The sequence below is a fragment of the Streptomyces sp. NPDC007189 genome (assembly GCF_040703635.1).
In the GTDB taxonomy this organism is placed as follows: Bacteria; Actinomycetota; Actinomycetes; order Streptomycetales; family Streptomycetaceae; genus Streptomyces.
Genome location: NZ_JBEYEY010000009.1, coordinates 118024 through 139994 on the forward strand (window position 1 = coordinate 118024; position 21971 = coordinate 139994).

22 protein-coding genes are annotated in these 21971 nt (G+C 70.4%); 10 read left to right on the forward strand and 12 right to left on the reverse strand.

The genetic code is table 11. The annotated features are described in order from the left end of the window. Positions 1–15: 15 nt before the first annotated feature. Positions 16–1368, forward strand: a complete 1353-nt coding sequence (locus AB0950_RS20015) for a hypothetical protein (protein ID WP_366779098.1) — start codon at positions 16–18, stop codon at positions 1366–1368. A 12-nt stretch (positions 1369–1380) separates the two neighbouring features. Here AB0950_RS20015 and AB0950_RS20020 read toward each other — a convergent pair whose 3' ends face one another. Then, the gene (locus tag AB0950_RS20020; protein WP_366779099.1) at positions 1381–1827 is read right to left on the reverse strand and encodes a MarR family transcriptional regulator; all 447 of its coding nucleotides are present in this window, start codon (positions 1825–1827) and stop codon (positions 1381–1383) included. A 60-nt stretch (positions 1828–1887) separates the two neighbouring features. Here AB0950_RS20020 and AB0950_RS20025 point away from each other — a divergent pair, with 60 nt between their 5' ends. After that, on the forward strand, positions 1888–2247 hold the full coding sequence (locus AB0950_RS20025) for a hypothetical protein (RefSeq protein ID WP_366779100.1): 360 nt from the start codon (positions 1888–1890) through the stop codon (positions 2245–2247). Between the two features lie 11 nt (positions 2248–2258). Continuing rightward, complete coding sequence (locus AB0950_RS20030) at positions 2259–2978, forward strand: FUSC family protein (protein ID WP_366779101.1); 720 nt, start codon at positions 2259–2261, stop codon at positions 2976–2978. Here AB0950_RS20030 and AB0950_RS20035 read toward each other — a convergent pair. Next, positions 2892–3083 carry a DUF397 domain-containing protein gene (locus AB0950_RS20035; RefSeq protein ID WP_366779102.1) on the reverse strand — a complete coding sequence of 64 codons (192 nt, stop codon included), beginning with the start codon at positions 3081–3083 and terminating at the stop codon, positions 2892–2894. The two genes, AB0950_RS20030 and AB0950_RS20035, sit on opposite strands and share 87 nt — an antisense overlap. After that, a complete protein-coding gene (locus AB0950_RS20040; protein ID WP_366779103.1) occupies positions 3083–3886 on the reverse strand; it encodes a helix-turn-helix transcriptional regulator in 804 nt (267 codons plus the stop codon). The genes AB0950_RS20035 and AB0950_RS20040 overlap by 1 nt, the downstream gene beginning before the upstream one ends. 139 nt (positions 3887–4025) lie before the next feature. Between AB0950_RS20040 and AB0950_RS20045 the strand changes: the two genes are divergently transcribed. Further along, positions 4026–4397 carry an ATP-binding protein gene (locus AB0950_RS20045; protein WP_360152930.1) on the forward strand — a complete coding sequence of 124 codons (372 nt, stop codon included), beginning with the start codon at positions 4026–4028 and terminating at the stop codon, positions 4395–4397. A gap of 20 nt (positions 4398–4417) precedes the next feature. Here the strand turns inward: AB0950_RS20045 and AB0950_RS20050 are convergent, their stop codons facing one another. Continuing rightward, positions 4418–5026, reverse strand: coding sequence for a YceI family protein (locus tag AB0950_RS20050; protein WP_366779104.1), 609 nt, complete (start codon positions 5024–5026; stop codon positions 4418–4420). 243 nt (positions 5027–5269) lie between these two features. Here AB0950_RS20050 and AB0950_RS20055 point away from each other — a divergent pair, with 243 nt between their 5' ends. The 3 genes from AB0950_RS20055 (at position 5270) to AB0950_RS20065 (ending at position 7946) form a co-directional block, all read left to right on the forward strand. After that, on the forward strand, positions 5270–5767 hold the full coding sequence (locus AB0950_RS20055; RefSeq protein WP_360152933.1) for a hypothetical protein: 498 nt from the start codon (positions 5270–5272) through the stop codon (positions 5765–5767). Between the two features lie 331 nt (positions 5768–6098). After that, positions 6099–7694 (forward strand): acyl-CoA carboxylase subunit beta, encoded by a 1596-nt coding sequence (locus AB0950_RS20060; protein ID WP_360152412.1) that lies wholly within the window; start codon positions 6099–6101, stop codon positions 7692–7694. A gap of 57 nt (positions 7695–7751) precedes the next feature. Then, positions 7752–7946 carry an acyl-CoA carboxylase subunit epsilon gene (locus tag AB0950_RS20065; protein WP_360152415.1) on the forward strand — a complete coding sequence of 65 codons (195 nt, stop codon included), beginning with the start codon at positions 7752–7754 and terminating at the stop codon, positions 7944–7946. Positions 7947–8070: 124 nt separating this feature from the next. Here the strand turns inward: AB0950_RS20065 and AB0950_RS20070 are convergent, their stop codons facing one another. The 8 genes from AB0950_RS20070 to AB0950_RS20105 form a co-directional block, all read right to left on the reverse strand. Next, entirely contained in the window at positions 8071–8652 is a 582-nt protein-coding gene (locus AB0950_RS20070) for an ATP/GTP-binding protein (protein WP_093769009.1), read from the reverse strand. Further along, positions 8633–9196, reverse strand: coding sequence for a DUF742 domain-containing protein (locus AB0950_RS20075; RefSeq protein WP_360152418.1), 564 nt, complete (start codon positions 9194–9196; stop codon positions 8633–8635). Before AB0950_RS20075 ends, AB0950_RS20070 begins: the two co-directional genes overlap by 20 nt. Before the next feature lie 93 nt (positions 9197–9289). Continuing rightward, positions 9290–9703 carry a roadblock/LC7 domain-containing protein gene (locus AB0950_RS20080; RefSeq protein WP_004983065.1) on the reverse strand — a complete coding sequence of 138 codons (414 nt, stop codon included), beginning with the start codon at positions 9701–9703 and terminating at the stop codon, positions 9290–9292. A gap of 10 nt (positions 9704–9713) precedes the next feature. Next, complete coding sequence (locus tag AB0950_RS20085) at positions 9714–12995, reverse strand: nitrate- and nitrite sensing domain-containing protein (protein WP_366779105.1); 3282 nt, start codon at positions 12993–12995, stop codon at positions 9714–9716. A 391-nt stretch (positions 12996–13386) separates the two neighbouring features. Continuing rightward, complete coding sequence (locus AB0950_RS20090; RefSeq protein ID WP_069778535.1) at positions 13387–13962, reverse strand: ATP/GTP-binding protein; 576 nt, start codon at positions 13960–13962, stop codon at positions 13387–13389. Further along, on the reverse strand, positions 13943–14341 hold the full coding sequence (locus AB0950_RS20095) for a DUF742 domain-containing protein (RefSeq protein ID WP_009190816.1): 399 nt from the start codon (positions 14339–14341) through the stop codon (positions 13943–13945). The genes AB0950_RS20090 and AB0950_RS20095 overlap by 20 nt, the downstream gene beginning before the upstream one ends. A 112-nt stretch (positions 14342–14453) precedes the next feature. Next, entirely contained in the window at positions 14454–14867 is a 414-nt protein-coding gene (locus AB0950_RS20100; RefSeq protein WP_005479910.1) for a roadblock/LC7 domain-containing protein, read from the reverse strand. A gap of 9 nt (positions 14868–14876) precedes the next feature. Next, positions 14877–18761 carry a nitrate- and nitrite sensing domain-containing protein gene (locus tag AB0950_RS20105; RefSeq protein ID WP_366779106.1) on the reverse strand — a complete coding sequence of 1295 codons (3885 nt, stop codon included), beginning with the start codon at positions 18759–18761 and terminating at the stop codon, positions 14877–14879. A 569-nt stretch (positions 18762–19330) separates the two neighbouring features. Between AB0950_RS20105 and AB0950_RS20110 the strand changes: the two genes are divergently transcribed. From AB0950_RS20110 to gltX, 3 genes are all read left to right on the forward strand, one after another. Further along, positions 19331–19522 (forward strand): hypothetical protein, encoded by a 192-nt coding sequence (locus tag AB0950_RS20110; protein WP_360152429.1) that lies wholly within the window; start codon positions 19331–19333, stop codon positions 19520–19522. A 182-nt stretch (positions 19523–19704) separates the two neighbouring features. Continuing rightward, positions 19705–20490, forward strand: a complete 786-nt coding sequence (locus AB0950_RS20115; protein ID WP_366779107.1) for a fumarylacetoacetate hydrolase family protein — start codon at positions 19705–19707, stop codon at positions 20488–20490. Continuing rightward, on the forward strand, positions 20483–21967 hold the full coding sequence (gene gltX / locus AB0950_RS20120) for a glutamate--tRNA ligase (protein ID WP_366779108.1): 1485 nt from the start codon (positions 20483–20485) through the stop codon (positions 21965–21967). Before AB0950_RS20115 ends, gltX begins: the two co-directional genes overlap by 8 nt. Positions 21968–21971: the final 4 nt, after the last annotated feature.

Below are 21971 nucleotides of genomic sequence, written 5' to 3' on the forward strand. Positions count from 1 at the left end.
GGGTAGTTTCGAAGGATGAAGGCCGTCCTGCGGAACCGAAGCCTCCCAGCACTGCTGCTCGCCGTCCTCGCCCTGGTGATGGCGACCGTCCTCGCCCCCGGGGCGAGCGCGGACACGAGCATCTCCACCGTCGCCCAGGCCCTTCGCAAGAGCCCGGTCTACGTCGACCCGGCCGCCTCGGGCCGGCTGTCGAAGGCCGACGCCGACGCGCTCGCGAAACGCATCGAGGACGCGGACAAGCCGCTGTTCATCGCGGTCCTCCCGGCCGGCTACCCCACCGCGAACCTCTTCTCCGACCTGCGCGCGGCCACCGGCGTCACCGGCCTGTACGGCATCCGCCTCGGCGACCGCTTCGACGCCCGCGCCGACTCCTCCGTCATGTCGGCGACGGCCCGGCAGAACCTGGTGAGCAGCGTCCAGGGCGAGTCCGCCAAGGCCCAGCTCACCGACTTCACCGACCGCGCGCTGGCCCACATGGGCGGCCATGCCCCGAAGAGCTGGGGCGGCAGCGGCGGCGGATCCTCCGGTACGGCGCTGATCGCGGTCGCCGTGGTGCTGGTGGCGGGCGGCGCCGGCGCCTACGCACTGGTCCGCCGCAACCGCCGCAGGCGCGCCGAGGACCAGCGGGCCGCGCTCGACCGGCTGCGGGTGGTCGTGGACGAGGACATCACCGCCTTCGGCGAGGAACTGGACCGGCTCGACTTCCAGCCGGGCGAGCCCGGCGCCGACGACGCGATGCGCGCCGACTACGCACACGCGCTGGACGCCTACGAGACGGCGAAACAGCGCATGGCCGCCGCGACGCGCCCCGAGGAGGTCCGGACCGTCACCGAGGCACTGGAGGACGGCCGTTTCTCCCTGGCCCGCCTCGCCGCCCGCCGGGCGGGCCGGCCGCTGCCCGAGCGCCGCCCGCCCTGCTTCTTCGACCCGCGCCACGGCCCCTCGGTGACCGACGCCACCTGGACCCCGCCCGGCGGGGCGCCCCGCCAGGTCCCCGTCTGCGCCGCCGACGGCACCCGGCTGGCCGACGGCCGCGACCCGGTCATCCGCGAGGTCGACACGGACTACGGCCGCCGCCCCTACTGGGACGCGGGCCCCGCCTACGGCCCCTGGGCGGGCGGCTACTTCGGCGGCGGCATCCTCCCCGGCCTCCTCGTCGGCACGCTGCTGGGCAGCATGATGGCCACCCCGTCGTACGCGGCCGACTACGGCTACGGATACGGGGACGGGTACGGGGGCGACTACCAGGGCGGTGACGTGTCCGGCACGGACTTCGACGCGGGGGACTTCGGGGGCGGGTTCGGGGACGGTGGGGGCTTCGGCGGGGGTGGCGACGGGGGCGGCGGGGACTTCGGCGGAGGGTTCTAGGGCCGCTCGGGCTCAGCCCCCACCGTCCGTGTGAGGCGTCTGAAGCGCCCCCAGCCGTTCCATCACCGCGGCAGCCAGGGTCAGCACACCGCGCTCGGTCTCGCCCAGGGTGCCGAGCGCTCCCGCCAGCCAGGCGTCGCGGTCGGCCATGTCCTGTTCCAGGGCCGCGCGGCCGGCCTCGGTGAGCGACAGGACGGACCGGCGCCGGTCGTCCGTGCCGCGCTGGCGCACGATCAGCCCCTCGGACTCCAGCTCGGCGTACACCCGGGTCAGCGACTGCGGCCGCTGCCGCTCCGCCGCCGCGATCTCGCCGGGCGTCGCGGGCCCGTACCGGTGGAGATACCCGAGCACCGCGAGCTGGTTGGGGCTGAGGCTCCCTTCCCCGCGCTCCTGCCGCAGACGCCGGTTGAGCCGGACGACGGCACGGCGGAGACGGGCGGCTTCGTAGAGGTGATCCATGACTGAATAGTACGCGAGTACTTAATATCTGACGTCGCTGGGTAGCTGTATCGTCAGCCTGTGCGCGAAAAACTCATACGCAGTGCGTACGAATCCCTGTTGGCGATGACGGCGGTCCTGCTGTGCTGGGGAACCGTCCTGTGGCTGGAGGGCGCGGCCGGGCTGCACACCGACGTGCTCGTCCTGGCGGTCGCCCTGACCCTGACCCTGTTCTCGACCCAGCGCACCGCACCCCCGCGCCGCCGGCTCGCGGCGCTCGTGCTGCTGCCGGCCACGGCCGCCGGCGCCCAGCTGCTGGGCCGCCTGATCATGCACCACTACGCCGTCGGCGCCGCCGTCTACACGGCGGGCATCTCCCTGTGCATCTGGATCCGCCGCTACGGCCCCGCCGCCGCCAAGGCGGGCACAACACACTGCTGACCCTGCCGTTCGTGGCCCTGCTGGTCGTCCCCGGCCCGGCCCTGCCGTCCGAGGCCGAGAGCGGGCTGGTCAGCTGGTTCTGGTCGGCCGTGGTCGGTGTGCTGGCCTGTCTCAGCGTCTGGCTGGTCCAGGGGCTCGGCGACCGGTACGGACCCTGGCGCCCGGAGCCCGAGCGGGTCGCACCCCGCCGGGCCTCGCGGCTGCGTCCGCGTCCCAGCACGCGGATGGCGCTGCAGATGGCGGCGGGTGTCGCGGCGGCGTTCGTCTGCGGCCGGCTGTTCTTCGACGGTCACTGGCCGTGGGCGGTGCTGACGGCGTACGTGGCCGCGAGCGGCAACCGGGGCCGAACCGACGTGCTCCGCAAGGGGATTGAGCGGTTCGCCGGTGCGGCCGTGGGCACGCTGCTGGCCACCGGCGTGGCGGCCGTCGGCGTCACCGGGCACGCGGCGGCGGCGGTGATGTTCGCGGTCCTGGCCGTCGCCCTGTGGCTGCGCCCGCTCAACTACGGCTACTGGGCGGCCGGAATGACGACCGCCCTGTCCCTGCTCCTCGGCTACTTCGGCCAGGACGCGGTGAGCCTGCTGCCGACCCGGCTGGCCGCGATCGCGCTCGGCGCCGGCCTGTCCGTGGCAGCGGCGTGGTGGCTACTGCCGGTCCAGCGCCGCCGCCCGCAGGAACTCGCTCCACGTCGAGGGAGAGAGAGTGAGGACAGGGCCGGCCGGCCGCTTTGAGTCACGGATGTGGATGGTGGTGGGGGTGGTGGCCACTTCGAGGCAGTTGCCGCCTTCGCTGCTGCTGTAGCTGGACTTGAACCAAGCCAGTGCTGCGGTGTTCATCACTCTCCTAGCAGTCCCTCAAGGAGGCGCTCGCTCTCCTGGCAGGAGAGCGCCTGGGACCGCAGCATCGCATACTTGTGGTGGTAGTAGCCGACCTCATCTAGGTCATCGACGAGGAAGCTGGCCCGCTGGACTTCCAGGTAGACGAGCCGTTCATGCTCCGGAGTCTCCAGGAGCACCATGGGCCCACCGAGCGCAGCGTGAGGCGTCTGGCTCGTGGGCACAATCTGAACGCTCATGTGAACGGGCCGGGTCAACTCCAGGATCTGCCGGATCTGCTCACGCATGACGCCCGGACCACCGACCGGACGGCGCAGAATGCTCTCCTCCAAGACGAAGTGACCCACGGGCGGCTGCTCGCGCTGCCAGATCAACTGCCGTTCCATGCGGGCCTTGACCCACTGATCAGCCGTCTCGCTGCCCAGGGCTGGGTACCGGTAGTCGAAGACAGCCCGGCAGTAGTCCGGGGTCTGAAGGAGGCCGGGAACGACCAGAGTCTCGTACGACAGGTAGCTGATTGCCTCCTGCTCGTGATCCACCAGCCCCTGCGCGAACTGAACGACCCGGTCCCGAACCGGCAGCTTCTCCAGCAGCACCGCCAACGCCCCGCCCGTGTCCAGCACTTCATCGAACTGCTCGGCGCGATGCGGCTGAAGAGCCAGTCGGCCCTGCTCGATGGACGCCACGGTGTCGACGTGAAGGTTGACTTGCTCGGCCAACCCCTCCTGTGAGAGGCGAGCCTTCTTTCGGTAGTGGGCGACCAGCGCGCCCACCGCTTGCCAGGTACCGACCTTCTTGGGCATGCGTGTGCCATTCCCCGGTGCCGTACGGAAGTCCTCGTAGTGGAGCCGTAGAGAAAAGCTCTACGACCTCACTCAGTGGTCCAATCTAGTCACGTACGGTGACGCTCGTCCCGTGAACGAAGAAACTCAACTCGGCGAGATGCGCGTGGCGTTCTTCCGGCGGGACCGCAGGTCGGTGTGCGCGGCAAGGGAGTTCACGCGGGCGGTGATGAAGAGCTGGCGGCGGCGGGCGCGGGAGGACGATGTGCTGCTGTGCGTCAGCGAGTTGGCCACCAACGCCCTGCTGTACGGCGTGCCGCCCGGCCGGGGTTTCTCCGTGCGGCTGTGTCTCCTGGACGGCACGCTCAGGCTGGAGGTGCACGACAGCGGTCCCGGGACCGTGTGCCTGAGGGAGCCGTCCACGGAGTCGGAGGGTGGCCGGGGTCTGGTTCTGGTGTCGGCGCTCGCGGACAAGTGGGGCGTGGGGGAGCGGGACCCCGGGAAGTTCGTGTGGTGCGAGTTCGAGGGGTGACCGCACCACGGGACGGCGGGTCAGGCCTGCTTGATGGCGGAGATCTCGAAGTTGAGCTTGATCTTGTCGGAGATCAGGACGCCGCCGGTCTCCAGGGCCGCGTTCCAGGTCAGGCCCCACTCCGAGCGCAGGATCTCCGCCTTGCCCTCGAAGCCGACGCGCTCGTTGCCGAACGGGTCCTTCGCGGCGCCGTTGAACTCCAGGTCGATGGTGATCTCCTTGGTCACCCCGAGCAGGGAGAGGTCGCCGGTGATGCGGTACTCGTCGCCGCCCAGGGCCTCCGCCTTCGTGGAGCGGAACGTCATGGCCGGGAACTCGTCGATCTTGAAGAAGTCGGCGGACTTCAGGTGGCCGTCCCGGTCGGCGTTGCCCGTCTCGATGCTCGCCATCTGGACGTCGATCGTGGCGGTGGACCGGCTCGGGTCCGCGCCGTCCAGGTGCAGCGTGCCGGTGAAGTCGTGGAAGGCGCCCTTGACGTTGGTGACCATGGCGTGCCGGGCGGTGAAGCCGATCGTGGTGTGCGCCGGGTCGATCGTGTAGTCGCCGGTCAGCGCGGAAAGGTCGGGGCTCGTGGCGGTCGGTGCGGCCGTGCCTTCGGCGGTGCTGTCCTTGCGGCTGAAGATGCCCATGTCGTACTCCCGGATCAGATCAGTTGAACGTTAAACCAAGTCGGTAAGTATGACCGTAGCCCCATTCGGTTCGGTTTTCAACATCATCCGGAGAGTATTTTTGTCGTCGCATGGAGTGATCTCGTACGCCCTCTGGCGGACGCGCGTAGAACTCGGGCACCATCTGCGTGCACCACCTGCACAGCCGCCCCACTGGAAGCACGGCCCTACGCAGGAAAGGTCCCCATGAAGCTCACCAGACCCATGCGGCTCCGCTCTGTCCTGACCGCGCTCGCCCTCGTCGTCGCCCCCGGTGTCGCCGTCGTCGGCACCGCCACCGACGCCTTCGCCGTCACGAAGATCAGCCAGGCCACCGCCGAGTCGATGTTCCGTCAGGTCGGCATCACCTGGTCGTCCTCCGGCAACTGCACCAACCGCAACAACTCCACGTGCACGTCCTTCGACCAGCTCAACCTCGCCACCGCCCAGGGCGCCCAGACCCTGAAGCGGGCCAGCGGCTGCGCCCTCAACATCACCGGCGGCACCGAGACCGGCCACGCCTCCGGCACCTACTCGCACTGGAACGGCTACAAGCTCGACTACAGCAAGAACACCTGCGTGACGTCGTACATCAAGAACAACTTCGGCTACATCGGCCTGCGCGGCGACGGCTACCCGATGTGGCAGTCCGCCTCCGGCAACGTCTACGCCGACGAGGGCACCCACTGGGACGCCCTGTACTACAACTGCGGCGGCTGCTGAGCCGGGCGAGGAGGGCGGCGGCCGGTCCCGTCGTGCGGTGGCCGGCCGCCGCCCTTTTGTCCTGTATCGTCGGTGCGCCGGGCCGGTGTGCTCCGTTCGGGGGACCGCCGTCCGAGGTCCCATGTCACCCCGGCGATGGCATGCGCGGGCCGCGAATGTGAGGTGGCTCTCCGGTGGCGTCTTTGTGGCCCCCTTACAACGCCGACGCCCTGTGAGCAGTCGGAACGGCTGCATGCGGCCGTGGTTCTGTTCACTGCTACCAGGAAAACGGGCCGGAGACTGTACGGAGTCGACGGCTCGCTTTCCTTGGTGTCCTTCGTAAGGTCGCTACATGACCGTTTTGGAAGAGACGACGGGTGAGCCGACCGGCGAGCCGACGGACGCGCGCGGGCGGGTCGCCGAACTGCACGAGATCCGTGCGAAGGCAGTGGCGGGCCCCAGCGAGAAGGCGACCGAGGCGCAGCACGCCAAGGGCAAGCTGACGGCGCGGGAGCGGATCGAGCTGCTCCTGGACCCGGGGTCCTTCCAGGAGGTCGAGCAGCTGCGCCGGCACCGGGCGACCGGCTTCGGCCTGGAGGCGAAGAAGCCGTACACCGACGGCGTCGTCACCGGGTGGGGCACGGTCGAGGGCCGTACGGTCTTCGTCTACGCCCACGACTTCCGGATCTTCGGCGGCGCGCTGGGCGAGGCCCACGCCACGAAGATCCACAAGATCATGGACATGGCCATCGCGGCCGGGGCTCCGCTGGTGTCGCTCAACGACGGTGCGGGCGCCCGCATCCAGGAGGGCGTCAGCGCTCTCGCCGGCTACGGCGGCATCTTCCAGCGCAACACCAAGGCGTCCGGGGTGATCCCGCAGATCAGCGTGATGCTGGGCCCGTGCGCGGGCGGTGCGGCCTACAGCCCCGCCCTGACGGACTTCGTCTTCATGGTCCGTGACACCTCGCAGATGTTCATCACCGGCCCGGACGTGGTCAAGGCGGTCACCGGCGAGGAGATCACGCAGAACGGGCTCGGCGGCGCGGACGTGCACGCGGAGACCTCCGGCGTGTGCCATTTCGCGTACGACGACGAGGAGACCTGCATCGCCGAGGTGCGGTACCTGCTGTCGCTGCTGCCGCAGAACAACCGGGAGAACCCGCCGCGGGTCGACTCGAGCGATCCGGTGGAGCGCCGGTCCGACGTCCTGCTGGACCTGGTCCCGGCCGACGGCAACCGGCCGTACGACATGGCGAAGGTCATCGAGGAGATCGTCGACGACGGCGAGTACCTCGAGGTCCACGAGCGCTGGGCGCGCAACATCATCTGCGCCCTCGCCCGTCTCGACGGCCAGGTCGTCGGCATCATCGCCAACCAGCCGCAGGTGCTGGCCGGCGTGCTGGACATCGAGGCGAGCGAAAAAGCTGCGCGCTTTGTCCAGATGTGTGACGCTTTCAATATCCCGATCGTCACCTTCCTGGACGTGCCGGGGTTCCTCCCCGGTGTCGACCAGGAGCACGGCGGAATCATCCGCCACGGCGCGAAGCTGCTGTACGCCTACTGCAACGCGACCGTGCCGAGGATTTCGCTGATCCTGCGCAAGGCGTACGGAGGTGCCTACATCGTCATGGACTCCCAGTCGATCGGCGCCGACCTCACCTACGCCTGGCCCACCAACGAGATCGCCGTCATGGGCGCCGAGGGCGCCGCCAACGTCATCTTCCGCCGCCAGATCGCCGAGGCGCCGGACCCCGAGGCCATGCGGGCCCGGATGGTCAAGGAGTACAAGGCCGAGCTGATGCACCCGTACTACGCGGCCGAGCGCGGCCTCGTGGACGACGTCATCGATCCCGCCGAGACCCGCGAGGTCCTGGTCAGGTCGCTGGCGATGCTGCAGTCCAAGCACGCCGACCTGCCCTCCCGCAAGCACGGCAACCCCCCGCAGTAACCGAGCGGACCCGCCGCGGCAACCCCGCGGACCTCTCTCTCACGGAGACTGACACCCATGAGCACTCCCGACATCCGCGTCGAGAAGGGCCACGCCGAGCCCGAGGAAGTCGCCGCCATCACGGCCGTCCTCCTGGCCCGCGCGGCCGCCCAGCCCGCCCCCACGGCCCACCCCCACCGAGCCCGCGCCCGGGCCGCCTGGCGCCGCCTCGAACGCGAGCCCGGCTTCCGCGCCCCGCACAGCTGGCGCTAGGTCGCGCCGCTTCGGCCGGTTCCTGACGGGCCCCTCCCCCTGTGGAGGGGCCCGTTTTGGTGTGCGGGCAGACACAGAAGCACCCCGCGCCCTTGGGGACGCGGGGTGCTTCTCGAGCGATGGGCTAGCGCAGGCGCGCCATCAGGGCGTGCTCGACCAGGGTGATCAGCGCGCTCTTGGCGTCGGCGCGGTGGCGGGCGTCCGTGGTGATGATCGGGGTGTCGGGGCCGATCTGGAGGGCCTCGCGGACCTCGTCGGGGCTGTAGGGCTGCTGGCCGTCGAAGCCGTTGAGGGCGATGACGAAGGGCAGGCCGCTGTTCTCGAAGTAGTCGACGGCCGGGAAGCAGTCGGCGAGGCGGCGGGTGTCCACGAGCACGATCGCGCCGATGGCGCCGCGGACCAGGTCGTCCCACATGAACCAGAAGCGGTCCTGGCCCGGCGTACCGAAGAGGTAGAGGATCAGGTCCTGGTCCAGGGTGATGCGGCCGAAGTCCATGGCCACCGTGGTGGTGGTCTTGTCCCCGGTGTGGGTGAGGTCGTCGATGCCGGCCGAAGCGGACGTCATGACGGCCTCTGTGCGCAGCGGGTTGATCTCCGAGACGGCGCCGACGAACGTGGTCTTGCCCACGCCGAAGCCGCCCGCCACCACGATCTTCGCGGAGGTGGTGGAGCGGGAAGGACCGCCGCTAGAGCTTGCGAAGTCCACTGAGCACCCTTTCGAGCAGTGTCACGTCTGGCTGGCCACCGGCGTTCTCGTCGCCGCCGGGCTGATGGATGGCGACCAGGCCCGCCTCCGCCAAGTCGGCGACGAGGATCCTGGCCACGCCGAGGGGGATTGTCAGGAGCGCGGAGATTTCCGCTACCGACTTGATCTCTCGGCAGAGGTTGCAGATCCGCTGATGCTCGGGCAGCTGGCCCTGCATCTGGTGCGGAGCGGCGGTGGTGTGCACCAGCGCCTCGATGGCGAGCTGGTAGCGCGGGCGGGTCCGGCCGCCGGTCATGGCGTACGGACGCACCAAGGGGTTGTTGGCCGCCGGCGCCGGCTCGGGGCGGCGCTGCGGCTGCACCGGCTGGATGCGCGGGGCCGGCGGCTGGTCGTACGGCGAGGGGCCGGGGCCCTGCGGGGCGTACGGCTGGCGGTGGCGGGGAGCGGAGGGGAAGTTGTACCGGTTCGCCGAGCCGTCGCCCTGGCCCTGGGCAGGACCGTACGACCAGTTGCCCGGATGCGAACCACCTGGGGGTGTTGCCACTTTCTCCTCCTCCGACTGTGCCTGGCGCCCATCGCTGTGCACCGCGTCCCGAAACCTTACGGCCCCGGGACGCGAATACGCACCGTCCGATTACTAGTTGAGAAGGCTGCCCTGGAGCTCAGCGCGCAGATCCGGGGTCAGTACCGTGCCCGCGCGGTCCACCAGAAGGGCCATCTCGTACCCGATGAGGCCGATGTCCGCCTCCGGGTGGGCCAGAACAGCGAGGGACGACCCGTCGGAGATGGACATGATGAAGAGAAATCCCCGCTCCATCTCCACAACCGTCTGGTTCACGCTGCCGCCCTCGAAGATGCGCGAGGCACCGGCGGTCAGCGAGGTCAGACCGGAGGCGACGGCCGCGAGCTGGTCGGCGCGGTCGCGGGGGAAGCCTTCGGACATCGCCAGAAGGAGTCCGTCGGCGGAGACCACCACCGTGTGGGACACCCCCGGGGTGTTGTCCACGAAGTTGGTGATCAACCAGTTCAGGTTCTGTGCCGCCTGGCTCATCGGGCTCACACTAACGCTCCTGGTTGTAGGTGCTGTCAGGACCGAAGCCCTGGCCGTTCGTTTCACTGCCTGCGCTGCGTCCGCGCTGGACGCCGCGGCGCAGGTTGCTCAGCCTGCCCCGGACGTCCTCCGGGGCACGGGAGACCTGTGGGCCCCCCTGGGGGGTGGTTTCGGCGGCACCCGAGACCAGGTTGGCCTTGGGCACCCGCCTGGGCAGACCGGAGGCGGTGACCCCGCCTGCCTTGGGCTTCCGGAGCTGCGCCGCCTGCTGCCACCGCTCGTCGTTCTGCGAGCGCCAGCTGCTGTCGCCGCCTGCCTCCGGAGTGGGAGCCGGCGCTTCCTGCTGCACGCGCGCCGTGCCGGCCGCGGTACCCGAGCCGTTGGAACCGCTCGCCACGGACCCGCGGCGGGGCAGCCCGGCGTCGGTCAGCTTGTGTGCGGCGGGAGATGCCGTTCCCGGACGGTCGAAGCCTACGCGGTCCGGCTCACTTGCGTCAGCGGCCTGCGAGGACTCCGTTTCCGGAGCGTACTGGGCAGGATGGCCGTTCTGGTAGCCGTCCTGCTGAGGCTGCTGCGGCCAGTCGTCCTGGTACGAGGGGCTCGCGGCCGGCTCGGTGTACGCGGGCTCCGGGTAGCCGCCGTTGGAGGAGTAACCGTCGTTCGAGGAGTAGCCCTCGTTCGACGAGTAGCCGTCGGCCTGCGGCAGCTCGCCGGTCGGCGCGTAGTACTGCTCCTCGTAGGGCTTGTCGTACGACGTCGCCTGCGTCGCCGCGTGGGCGCCCGTGGACGACTCGGAGTACGGCTCCCGGTACGCGGCCTGCTGCTCCTGGTACGAGGGCTCCTCGTACGCCTGCTGCCGCTCCTGGTACGCGTTCTGCCCGTCGAACAGCGGGTCCTCGTAGGCGGGGGCCTCGGCGGACTCCTGCTGCGGCCCGCCGGGCTGCTGGCCGTGCGACTGGGCCTCCAGGGCCGCCCGGCGCTCCTCGCGCATCAGGGAGCGGCCGACGGGGTCCAGCTCGCGGATGTCGTCGGGGACGTCGGCGTACCGGGCGTCGTCGAAGCCGAGTTCCGCGGCGGTGCGCATCGGCTGCAGCTGGCTGAAGTTCTCACCCTGGAACTGCTGCTCCGGGATGATCTGCGAGACGGTGAACTCCTCGCGGTCCAGCGGGGCCTCGCCGCCACCGCCGTGCGTGATCGCGTCCGGCAGCATGACCAGCGAGGTGGTGCCGGCCTGCTCGCCCGAGGGGCGCAGCTGGACGCGGATGCCGTGCCGGTCGGACAGCCGGCCGACCACGAACAGGCCCATGCGCTGGGAGATCGCGGCGTCCACGGTCGGCGGGTTGGCCAGCTTGTGGTTGATGTCCGCGAAGTCCTCGGCCGTCAGGCCGATGCCCTTGTCGTGGATCTCGATCATGATGCGGCCGTCGGGGAGACGGGTCGCGGTCACGCGGACCTTGGTCTGCGGGGAGGAGAACGTGGTCGCGTTCTCCAGCAGCTCGGCCAGCAGGTGCACGAGGTCGGTGACCGCGCGGCCGTGGATCTCGGCCTCCGGGACGCCGGACAGCTCGATGCGCTCGTACTGCTCCACCTCGGAGGAGGCGGCGCGCAGCACGTCGACCAGCGGGACCGGCTGGTCCCAGCGGCGGCCGGGCTCCTCGCCGGCGAGGACCAGGAGGTTCTCGCCGTTGCGGCGCATACGGGTCGCCAGGTGGTCCAGCCGGAAGAGGTTCTCCAGCTGGTCCGGGTCGGCCTCGTTGTTCTCCAGCTCGGTGATCAGGGTCAGCTGGCCCTCGATCAGCGACTGGTTGCGGCGCGAGAGGTTGGTGAAGATCGCGTTGATGTTGCCCCGCAGCAGGGCCTGCTCGGAGGCGAGCCGGACCGCCTCGCGGTGGACCTGGTCGAAGGCGCGGGCGACCTCGCCGATCTCGTCCTTCGTGTTGATCGGGATCGGGGCGACCCGGGTGTCGACCCGGCCGGGGTCGGTGCGGGAGAGCTGGTCGACCAGCATCGGCAGGCGCTGCTCGGCGATGCCGAAGGCGGCGTTGCGCAGCTGGCGCATCGAGCGGCTCATCTGGCGGGCCACGGCGCCGGCCAGGATGAAGGCGAGCAGCAGGGCCACGACGACGACGGCACCGGTGGTGATCGCGGAGTTCTTGGCGTCGTCGGCGATGCCGGAGGCCTCGCTCACCGCCTTGTCGGCCATGTCCGACTCGATCGCGCGGTACGCGTCGAACTTGAGCGTGTTGACCGCCCACCAGTTCTCCGGGGTGATGCCCTTGGCGGCGAGCTGCTGACGCGCGGCCAGGCTGGTGGAGTCCAGCGTGGCGAGGGCCGTGACCATGTCCTTCGAGTCGGACGGCGGCGCCACGTAGTTCGGGTCCTTGGCCTTGGCCTCCTGGACCATCGCCTTGGCCTTGGCCTGGATGTCCGCCTTCTCCGCGTCCAGCCGGTCCGCGTCGGCCTGGGTGCCACCGCCGAGGTACTCCTCGACGGCGATGCCCTCCAGGTAGGCGTAGGAGGACAGGGCGACCCGCTGGCTCGCCAGGTTGCCGGCGTCCGGACCCGGCTTGATCAGCATGTGCATGCCGATCGAGCGCTCCAGCGACAGCGCCGCCTTGGTCAGCGAGATGGCGTAGACGGTACGGCCGTAGGAGGTGATGTTGCCGGTGCCCAGGCCCAGCTCGTTGGCGAACTCCATCAGCGGGTGGGCGACCGCGACGTAGCCCTCTTCGGTCTGCACGCCGGTGAGGTTGGAGGTGTAGGCGGCCGCCCGCAGGGACTGCAGCTTGGGCTCCGTCTGGCGGAACAGCTTCAGCCGGCGCTCCAGGCCCGACTTGTGCGGCATGTTCTGCGCGGCCTGGTCGAAGGCGTCGGCCGCCTTGTCGGTCTTGTTGCGGGCCTGCGTGACGATCGCCTTGTCCGTGGCGGTCTCCTGGCTGCCCTTGAGCAGGGGAGCGGCGGTGGTGTCCCGCTCGTTGTAGAGAGCGTCGGCGTACGACAGCGAGGCGCGTACCAGACGCGCGGTGTTCTCGGCGTCGCGTGCCTGCTGCCAGGTGTCGATCGAGGTCTTCACCTGGAATCCGCCCATGACGAGGCCGACCGCCACGGGAATCAGCAGGATCGCGTTCAGCCTGGTCGGTACGCGCCAGTTGCGCGGGGAGAAACGGCCGCCGCTCGGCGCGGGAGTGGCCGCCGGCTCCGCACCGGTTACCGGGCTGGGAGCCGCAGCGCGCGGCGGCGGGGTGAAGTTGCCCCGTGCCGACGGCTCGGGACCGTTCTTGCTTCGCCTCACTCGACCAACAACCTCTCGGCGGTCGGCACCTACGTCGTGCCGCAGTCTCTCAGAGCCCGTTTCGTCGTCGACAGTTGAGTACGTCTTTGACTATTGGGCAGTTCAGGCATTCCAGCACGCGGACCAGTGCTCTTCCAAACAGTGGAAACCCCGTCGTGATGCTCTTGTAAGGCCCAGATAAAACGGTCATAAAGAACGAGCCCCGGCAAATTGCGGGGCGATTGTGAGCACAGCGGCACTGCCCGACCGCGCGGCGTGGTGATCCCGGGGGATTCCTCTGCCGAACTGTTATGAACACCGGAGCCGACCGTGTCAAAGGCCACAGTCGGCTCCGAGGTTCCTTTACGACAACTGCCGTATGTGACGTCGCACTTGAGTGCGGACGCCGGTGCTATTTCAGCCGCGCCATCAGGGCGTGCTCGACCAGCGTGATCAGCGCGCTCTTGGCGTCGGCGCGGTGGCGGGCGTCCGTGGTGATGATCGGGGTGTCGGGGCCGATCTGCAGCGCCTCCCGCACCTCCTCCGGAGCGTACGGCTGCTGGCCGTCGAAGCCGTTCAGGGCGACGACGAAGGGCAGGCCGCTGTTCTCGAAGTAGTCGACGGCCGGGAAGCAGTCGGCGAGGCGCCGGGTGTCCACGAGCACGACCGCGCCGATCGCGCCGCGCACCAGGTCGTCCCACATGAACCAGAACCGGTCCTGACCGGGGGTGCCGAACAGGTACAGGATCAGGTCCTGGTCCAGGGTGATGCGGCCGAAGTCCATGGCCACCGTGGTGGTGGTCTTGTCCCCGGTGTGAGTGAGGTCGTCGATGCCGGCCGAAGCGGACGTCATGACGGCCTCTGTGCGCAGCGGGTTGATCTCCGAGACGGCGCCGACGAACGTGGTCTTGCCCACGCCGAAGCCGCCCGCCACCACGATCTTCGCGGAGGTGGTGGCCCGGCCCCCGTCAGAGCTTGCGAAGTCCACTGAGCACCCTTTCGAGCAGCGTCACGTCCGGTGCGCCGCCGTTGTTCTCGTCGCCACCCGGCTGGTGGATGGCGACCAGGCCGGCCTCGGCGAGGTCGGCTACCAGGATCCGGGCCACCCCGAGCGGCATGGCCAGCAGCGCGGAGACCTCCGCGACCGACTTGACCTCACGGCACAGGTGGCAGATGCGCTGGTGCTCCGGGAGCAGCCCCATGAGTGCTGCGGGGTCCGCGGTGGTGCTGATCAGCGCCTCGATCGCGAGCTGATAGCGCGGCCGGGTCCGGCCGCCGGTCATCGCGTACGGACGGACCAGCGGCTGGTCGCCCTCGTCCCCGTACGGCTCCGCGTACGGATCATGATGGGCGGTGGGCGGGGTCATCGAATCCTCCGGGCGGGACAGCAAGTCGGTCAGTCAAGCCGTCGGAAGGGGCCGGTGGGGGGATTGTGGCGGCCGGACGGTGTTTTCGTGAGGTGGGTGGTGCCGGGGCCGTTCAGTGGAGCAAACTGCCCTGCAGTTCGGCGCGCAGGTCCGGGGTGAGTACCGCCCCTGCGCGGTCGACGAGCAGTGCCATCTCGTAGCCGACAAGGCCGATGTCGCACTCGGGGTGGGCCAGGACCGCGAGGGACGACCCGTCCGAGACGGACATCAGGAAGAGGAATCCGCGCTCCATCTCGACGACCGTCTGCGCCACGTCGCCGCCCTCAAAGATCCGGGACGCCCCGGCCGTCAACGAGGTCAGGCCGGAGGCGACGGCCGCGAGCTGGTCGGCGCGGTCGCGCGGAAAGCCTTCGGACATCGCCAGCAGAAGGCCGTCGGCGGAGACCACCACCGTGTGCGACACCCCGGGGGTGTTGTCCACGAAGTTGGTGATCAACCAGTTCAGGTTCTGTGCCGCCTGGCTCATCGCTCTCAACTAACGCTCCTGCTGGTGAGTGGGGCTCGGGAAGCTGCCGGTCTGGCCGCTGCCGGCCTGGCGGCCCTGAGCGATGCCCCGACGGAGGTTGGTCAGCCGTCCGCGCACGTCGTCAGGCGCACGCGAGACCTGCGGACCGCTTTGGTGCTGTTGCTGCTGAGCCGTGCCCGGGACGAGGTTCGCCCGGGGCACCCGGCGCGGCAGGCCGGAGGTGGTGACACCGCCCGACGCGGGCTGCCGGACGCGCTCGGCCTGGCGGACGAGTTCGTCGTTCGGCGAGGTGCGCCAGGAGCCGGTGGTGGAGGAGCCGTTGGCATTGCCGTTGGCGCTGCCGTTGCCGTTGCCGTTCGCGTTGCGCTGCGGGGCCGGCGCCTGCTGCTGCGGCGCGGACGACGCCTGCGGACCGCCGTGGAACCAGTTGGTCTCCAGCGTGTCGTACAGCGGAGTGCGGCCGTCGCCCGGGCCGGTGGCCGGCGGCAGCGCCTCCGGCTCACGGTGCTGGGGCTGCTGCGGGGCGGGCGGGCGGGGGGCGCCGAAGCCGTCCCGGCCGGCCGGCTGCGGACGCTCGAACTGGCCGGTGTGGGCCGGGTCCTGGCGTCCGGGCAGGGCGTGCCGGCCGGTGGAGCTGCCGTCGTAGCCGCCGTCGAAGCCCTGCGGGGCCGCGAACTGGCCGGTGTCCCGGCCGATGTTGCGGGCCGGGTCGTCCTGGCGGGGCGCCGGCGTGCCGAAGACGTCGGAGCGGACGAACTGACCCGAGCCGGAGTCCTGCCGGTTGCCGGGCCGCTCGAACCCGCCGGGCAGCTGCGGGGCCTCGGGCCGCTGGAACTGCCCCGTCTGCTGCGGATGTGCCGGGCGCGGGTACTGGCCGGTCTGACCGGGGCCGTCCGGGCGGGCGTACTGACCCGTCTGCTGCGGGCCCTCCGGGAGGGCGTACTGACCCGTCTGCTGGGGGCTGTCCGGGCGGGCGAACTGGCCGGTGTTCTGCGGGCTGCTGAAGTCCGGACGCGGGAACTCGCCGGTGGCGGACGGACCCTGGGCGTCGATCCGGGGTATCTCCGCGGTCGAGCCCGGACCCTGCCGGTCGTCGATGCGCGGCATGCGCGCGGTATGCGCCGGGTCCTGCTCGTCGTGGCCGCGCGGCGCGTCCAGCGAGGCACGCGACAGCGGGGCCTGGGCGTCGCCCCAGTCCGGGGTGCGCTGGTCGCCGCCGGGCAGCTCGGCCCGTGCGCCGCCGCGCGGCGGCAGCTGGGGCTGGCGGCCCTGGTCGGAACCGGCGCCGGGCCGCTGCGGGCCACGGCCGCCGTAGGCGTCCTGCTGCGGGCCGCCCGGGTTCGCGGTCTGGAGGTTCTGCGGGGCGCCGGGCACCTGGCCACCGAAGCCGCCCGCACCGGAACCCGCGGGCACCGGCCGGCCCTGCGGGCCACCGAGACCGGGGCCGCCGGGAGCGCCGGGGCCGCCCTGCGGACCGCGGGCGCCGGGACGGCCGCCCTGGCCGGTGCCGGGCAGCGCGGCCCGGGGACCCTGGCCGGCGCCCACCTGGCCGCGCGGACCGGAACCGGCGCCGAGCAGACCCCCGCCGGACGGGGCGCCGCTGTTGTTGCCGGCCGCCTGGCGGCGGGCCGCGGCCGCGCCGGCGGCGGCCTGCGCGGCGGCCGGGCCACCGCTGCCGACGGGCGCGCCCGGCTTGCCCGGAGCGGGCTTCTTGCCGCCCTGGGCCACGTCGACGGGCAGCATGACCAGCGCGGTCGTACCACCGGAGTCGGACGGGCGCAGCTGTATGCGGATGCCGTGGCGCTGCGACAGACGGCCGACCACGAACAGGCCCATGCGGCGGGAGACGGAGACGTCCACGGTGGGCGGCGAGGCCAGCCGCTCGTTGATCGCCGCGAGGTCCTCGGGGGACAGGCCGATGCCGGTGTCGTGGATCTCGATCAGCACGCGGCCGTCGGGCAGCGCGTGACCGGTGACCTTGACCTTGGTCTGCGGCGAGGAGAACGAGGTCGCGTTCTCCAGCAGCTCGGCGAGCAGATGCACGAGGTCGTTGACGACGCGGCCCGCGACCTCGGTCGTCGGTACGGCGGCCAGCTCGATGCGCTCGTACTGCTCCACCTCGGAGGCGGCGGCGCGCAGCACGTCGACCAGCGGGACCGGGCGGGTCCAGCGGCGGCCGGGCTCCTCACCGGCGAGGACGAGGAGGTTCTCACCGTTACGGCGCATACGCGTCGCGAGGTGGTCGAGCTTGAACAGCGAGGACAGCTGGTCCGGGTCGGCCTCGCGGGACTCCAGCTCGGAGATCAGCGACAGCTGGCGCTGGATCAGACCCTGGGAGCGGCGCGAGAGGTTGGTGAACATCGCGTTGACGTTGCCCCGCAGCAGGGCCTGCTCGGCGGCGAGGCGGACCGCCTCGCGGTGCACGTCGTCGAAGGCCGCGGCCACCTGGCCGATCTCGTCCTTGGAGTGCACACCGACCGACTCGACGGAGGTGTCGACGTCCTGCGGGTCCGACTCGGACAGCTGCTTGACCAGCTCGGGCAGCCGGTCCTGGGCGACCTTGGTCGCGGTCTCCTGCAGCCGGCGCAGCGAGCGGATCATGGACCGGGCCACGACGAAGGCGCCGACCAGCGACACGCCGAGCACGAGGAGGATCAGCGCACCGGAGATGATGGCGTCACGCTGGGTGGCGCTCTTCAGCTCGCGGGCCTTCTGCTCCATCTCCTCGAGCAGCGTGTGCTCGATCTTCTTCATCTGCTCGATCTTGGTCGAGCTGTCGTCCACCCAGTCGCGGTAGGAGCGCGCGTTCAGGCTCTGCAGGCCGTCGGAGGAGTCGAAGACGCGCTTGGCGTAGGTGTCCGCGGCCTCGATCGTCGGGTTGCCCTCGTCGATCGGCTTGAGGAGTTCCTCGGCGTTGTTGTTCGCGTAGATCTTCCGGAAGATCGAGATCTCGGAGTTCTCGCTCTGGTACGCCGACTGGCCGTAGAGGCGGTCGTTCGTCGACAGGTCGCCCTTGGTGGTCGTGGTCGCGGGCAGCGCGGCGGCGATCGTGGCGCGCTGCACCGAGGCGTACTCCTTGGCGGTGGAGAAGGCCGCCAGGGCGCGGGTGCGCGAGATCATCTCCGGGTTGCTGGACGCCTGCGCCATGTCCTGCGACAGGTCGATCAGCTGGGTGATCAGCCGGTGGTAGGACTCGATCGTCTGGGTCGAGTTGCCGTGCTGCTGGTACGCGCTCTTGCGGATCTTGGCCAGCTGGTCGAGCTGGTTGAAGATGCCGACGAGGTTGTCGCGGACGCCCTGGAGCTGGCCGCCCTTGCTGGCGTCGTCGATCTCCTGGGTGGAGTTCTCGAAGTTGGCGAGGGCCCGGTCGGTCTTGTCCCGGTAGCCCTTGACCGTGTAGTCGCTCGCGTTGAGGCCGTGCGCCAGCGGGCCGGCCGACTGGTCGCGCTCCTCCTGGAGCGCGGCGGCCAGCTCGGTGGCCTGCTTGGTCATGTCCGTCAGCAGCTTCATGTTGTCGAGCTGCTGGATGTCGGTGATGTTCTGGTCGATGCGCAGCGCGCCCAGCGAGGTCGCCGCGACCACGGGCAGCGCGAGCAGCGACACCAGGCGCGTGGAGATGCGCCAGTTGCGCAGGGCCAGGCGCGAGCCGGGGCCGCTGGGGCCCTTGGCGGGCTTGATGGCCGGCGTGGGGGCGGTGCCGGAGCCGCCGGCCGCCGTGGCCGTCGACGAGGACGACACACCGGGGCGTCCGGGGCGGTCACCTCCGTCCGACGAAGGGGCCAGGCCCGGGTTCTGGGCGTGCTGGGGCGAGGAGCTGCCCTTCATGGGGCCAGTTCCGTCGTGCGACTCCGGCTCCGCCGAAGCGCTGCCATCCCTCTTGAAACGTCCCTGCACTAGCGTCGCAACCTCTGGACCAGGCACCCCCCCGCGTGAACGGAGGGACACGGTGTCGGCGTTGTGGAGAGCGCCCTGAATACGCCCCCCGATGGTCTTGAGTGACCGGCGCGTTCCCCCTGTCTCGCCCGCCACTCGGCGCGGCTTCGCGCCCCCTGTGCGCCGGCTCGATCCCGCGGCGGTCCGTGGAATTCCAGCACAGTGCCGGATCTCCAACAAGGGCCGTGCCCCTAGCTGTGACCTACGTGACGGGCTGTGAGTGCCGCGTCACCAGCCGTGGAGGCCGATCCCGGAGGTAACGGACATACCCCTGCGAGTCGTCGGCGGCTCCCGAGTGTCTGAGTCGCCATGATCAGGAGCGGAATGATGGCTTCAGGGGGTCAATGTCCGTTTCGCTGGGGCGGATTGGCGGTCAGATTTGACCGGTTTGTCCGCGAGGTCGTGAGCAAACTCACACGCAGATAGTGAACAGTTGGCGCCTTCGGCGGGGAATCCGATGTTTAGCCTGACGCTTTACAAGAGGGACGCATCTGTAAGCCCGCCGACACAGAACCAGGACTCGTACAACCGTGAAGACGACGATGATGTTCCACAAGATCGCCAACCCGCGTCGCACGACCCTGGCGCATCTGAAGGACGCCGGCGAACTGGAGACCCCCGACCTGCCGGAGCACTCCGTCGATCTCCCGGCCCAGACGGCCAACCCCCGGCGCACGGTGCTGGTGGACGTCCCCGCCGGCGCGTCGGCCTCGGCAGAGTAGCCGACGGGCCGCCCCGGCCCCCGGCGGGGGCGGCGCCCACTTGTCACCCATGAGAACGGGCCGCCGGTGCACACCGGCGGCCCACCCGTATGACCGCTCCTTTTCGGGCGGAAGTGCGCGGTCCGACCGGTTAACCTGGGGCGACAGTACGCCGGTTCTCTAGTCAAGGGGCGCAGGATCCCGTGCGCATCGCCAGGTTCTCCATCGACGGGAACGTCGCCTTCGGCGCGGTCGAGGGCGACAAGCAGGACGAACTCGTCCTCGACATCATCAAGGGCATCCCGTTCGCGGACTTCGAGCTGTCCGGTACGAAGGTGCCGCTGAGCAAGGTCAGGCTGCTTCCGCCGGTGCTCCCCAACAAGGTCGTGGCGTTCGGCCGCAACTACTCCGAGCACGCGCGCGAGCTGGGCAACGAGGTCCCGGACACCCCCTTCGCCTTCTTCAAGCCCTCCACCTCGGTGATCGGCCCCGGCGACGAGATCCAGTACCCGCCCTTCTCCGAGGAGCTGCACCATGAGGCCGAGCTGGCCGTCGTGATCGGCCGCATGTGCCGCGAGGTGCCGCGCGAGCGCGTCAAGGACGTGATCTTCAGCTACACCTGCGCCAACGACATCACCGCCCGCGACGTGCAGAAGCGCGAGAAGCAGTGGGCCCGGGCCAAGGGCTTCGACACCTCCTGCCCGCTCGGCCCCTGGGTGGAGACGGACCTCGACCTCCAGCGCGCGAACGACCTGACCGTCCAGCTGACGGTCAACGGACAGCAGCGCCAGCTGGGCCGCACCAGCGAGATGATCCACCCCATCGAGGACCTGGTCGTCAACATCTCCGAGGCCATGACCCTGCTGCCCGGCGACGTCATCCTCACCGGCACCCCCGCGGGGGTCGGCCCCCTGAACGTCGGCGACGAGGTCGCCGTCACCATCGAAGGCATCGGCACTCTCACCAACAAGGTTGTCAAGCGTGGCTAGCGCACCCGGCTCACCCGTACGCGTCCGTTTCTGCCCCTCGCCCACCGGTAACCCGCACGTGGGCCTGGTCCGCACCGCCCTGTTCAACTGGGCGTTCGCCCGGCACCACCAGGGCACCCTGGTCTTCCGCATCGAGGACACCGACGCGGCCCGCGACTCGGAGGAGTCGTACCAGCAGCTGCTCGACGCCATGCGCTGGCTCGGCTTCGACTGGGACGAGGGCCCCGAGGTCGGCGGACCGCACGCGCCGTACCGGCAGTCGCAGCGCATGGACATCTACGCCGACGTCGCCCGGAAGCTCCTGGACGGCGGCTACGCCTACCACTGCTACTGCTCCCAGGAGGAGCTGGACGCCCGCCGCGAGGCCGCCCGCGCGGCCGGCAAGCCCTCCGGCTACGACGGCCACTGCCGCGACCTGAGCGCCGAGCAGGTCGAGGAGTACAAGGCCCAGGGCCGCACCCCGATCGTCCGCTTCCGGATGCCCGACGAGACGATCACCTTCACCGACCTGGTGCGCGGCGAGCTGACCTTCACGCCGGAGAACGTGCCGGACTACGGCATCGTGCGCGCCAACGGCGCCCCGCTGTACACGCTGGTCAACCCGGTCGACGACGCGCTGATGGAGATCACCCACGTGCTGCGCGGCGAGGACCTGCTGTCCTCCACCCCGCGCCAGATCGCGCTCTACAAGGCGCTGACCGAGCTGGGCATCGCCCAGCAGGTCCCGCGGTTCGGCCACCTGCCGTACGTGATGGGCGAGGGCAACAAGAAGCTGTCCAAGCGCGACCCGCAGTCGTCGCTGAACCTCTACCGCGAGCGGGGCTTCCTGCCCGAGGGCCTGCTCAACTACCTGTCGCTGCTGGGCTGGTCGCTCTCCGCGGACCAGGACATCTTCACGATCGACGAGATGGTCGCCGCCTTCGACATCTCCGACGTGAACCCCAACCCGGCGCGCTTCGACCTGAAGAAGTGCGAGGCGATCAACGGCGACCACATCCGCATGCTGGAGGTGAAGGACTTCACCGAGCGCTGCCGCCCCTGGCTGAAGGCCCCCTTCGCGCCCTGGGCGCCGGAGGACTTCGACGAGGCGAAGTGGCAGGCGATCGCCCCGCACGCCCAGACCCGGCTGAAGGTGCTGTCGGAGATCACCGACAACGTCGACTTCCTCTTCCTGCCCGAGCCGGTCTTCGACGAGGCGTCGTGGACGAAGGCGATGAAGGAGGGCAGCGACGCCCTGCTCCGCACGGCGAAGGAGAAGCTGGAGTCGGCCGACTGGACCTCCGCGGAGTCCCTGAAGGAGGCCGTCCTGGCCGCCGGCGAGGCCCACGGCCTCAAGCTCGGCAAGGCCCAGGCCCCGGTCCGCGTCGCCGTCACCGGCCGCACCGTCGGCCTGCCCCTCTTCGAGTCCCTCGAGGTCCTGGGCAAGGAAAAGACCCTGACCAGGCTCGACGCGGCCCTGACCAGGCTGAGCGCATAACCGA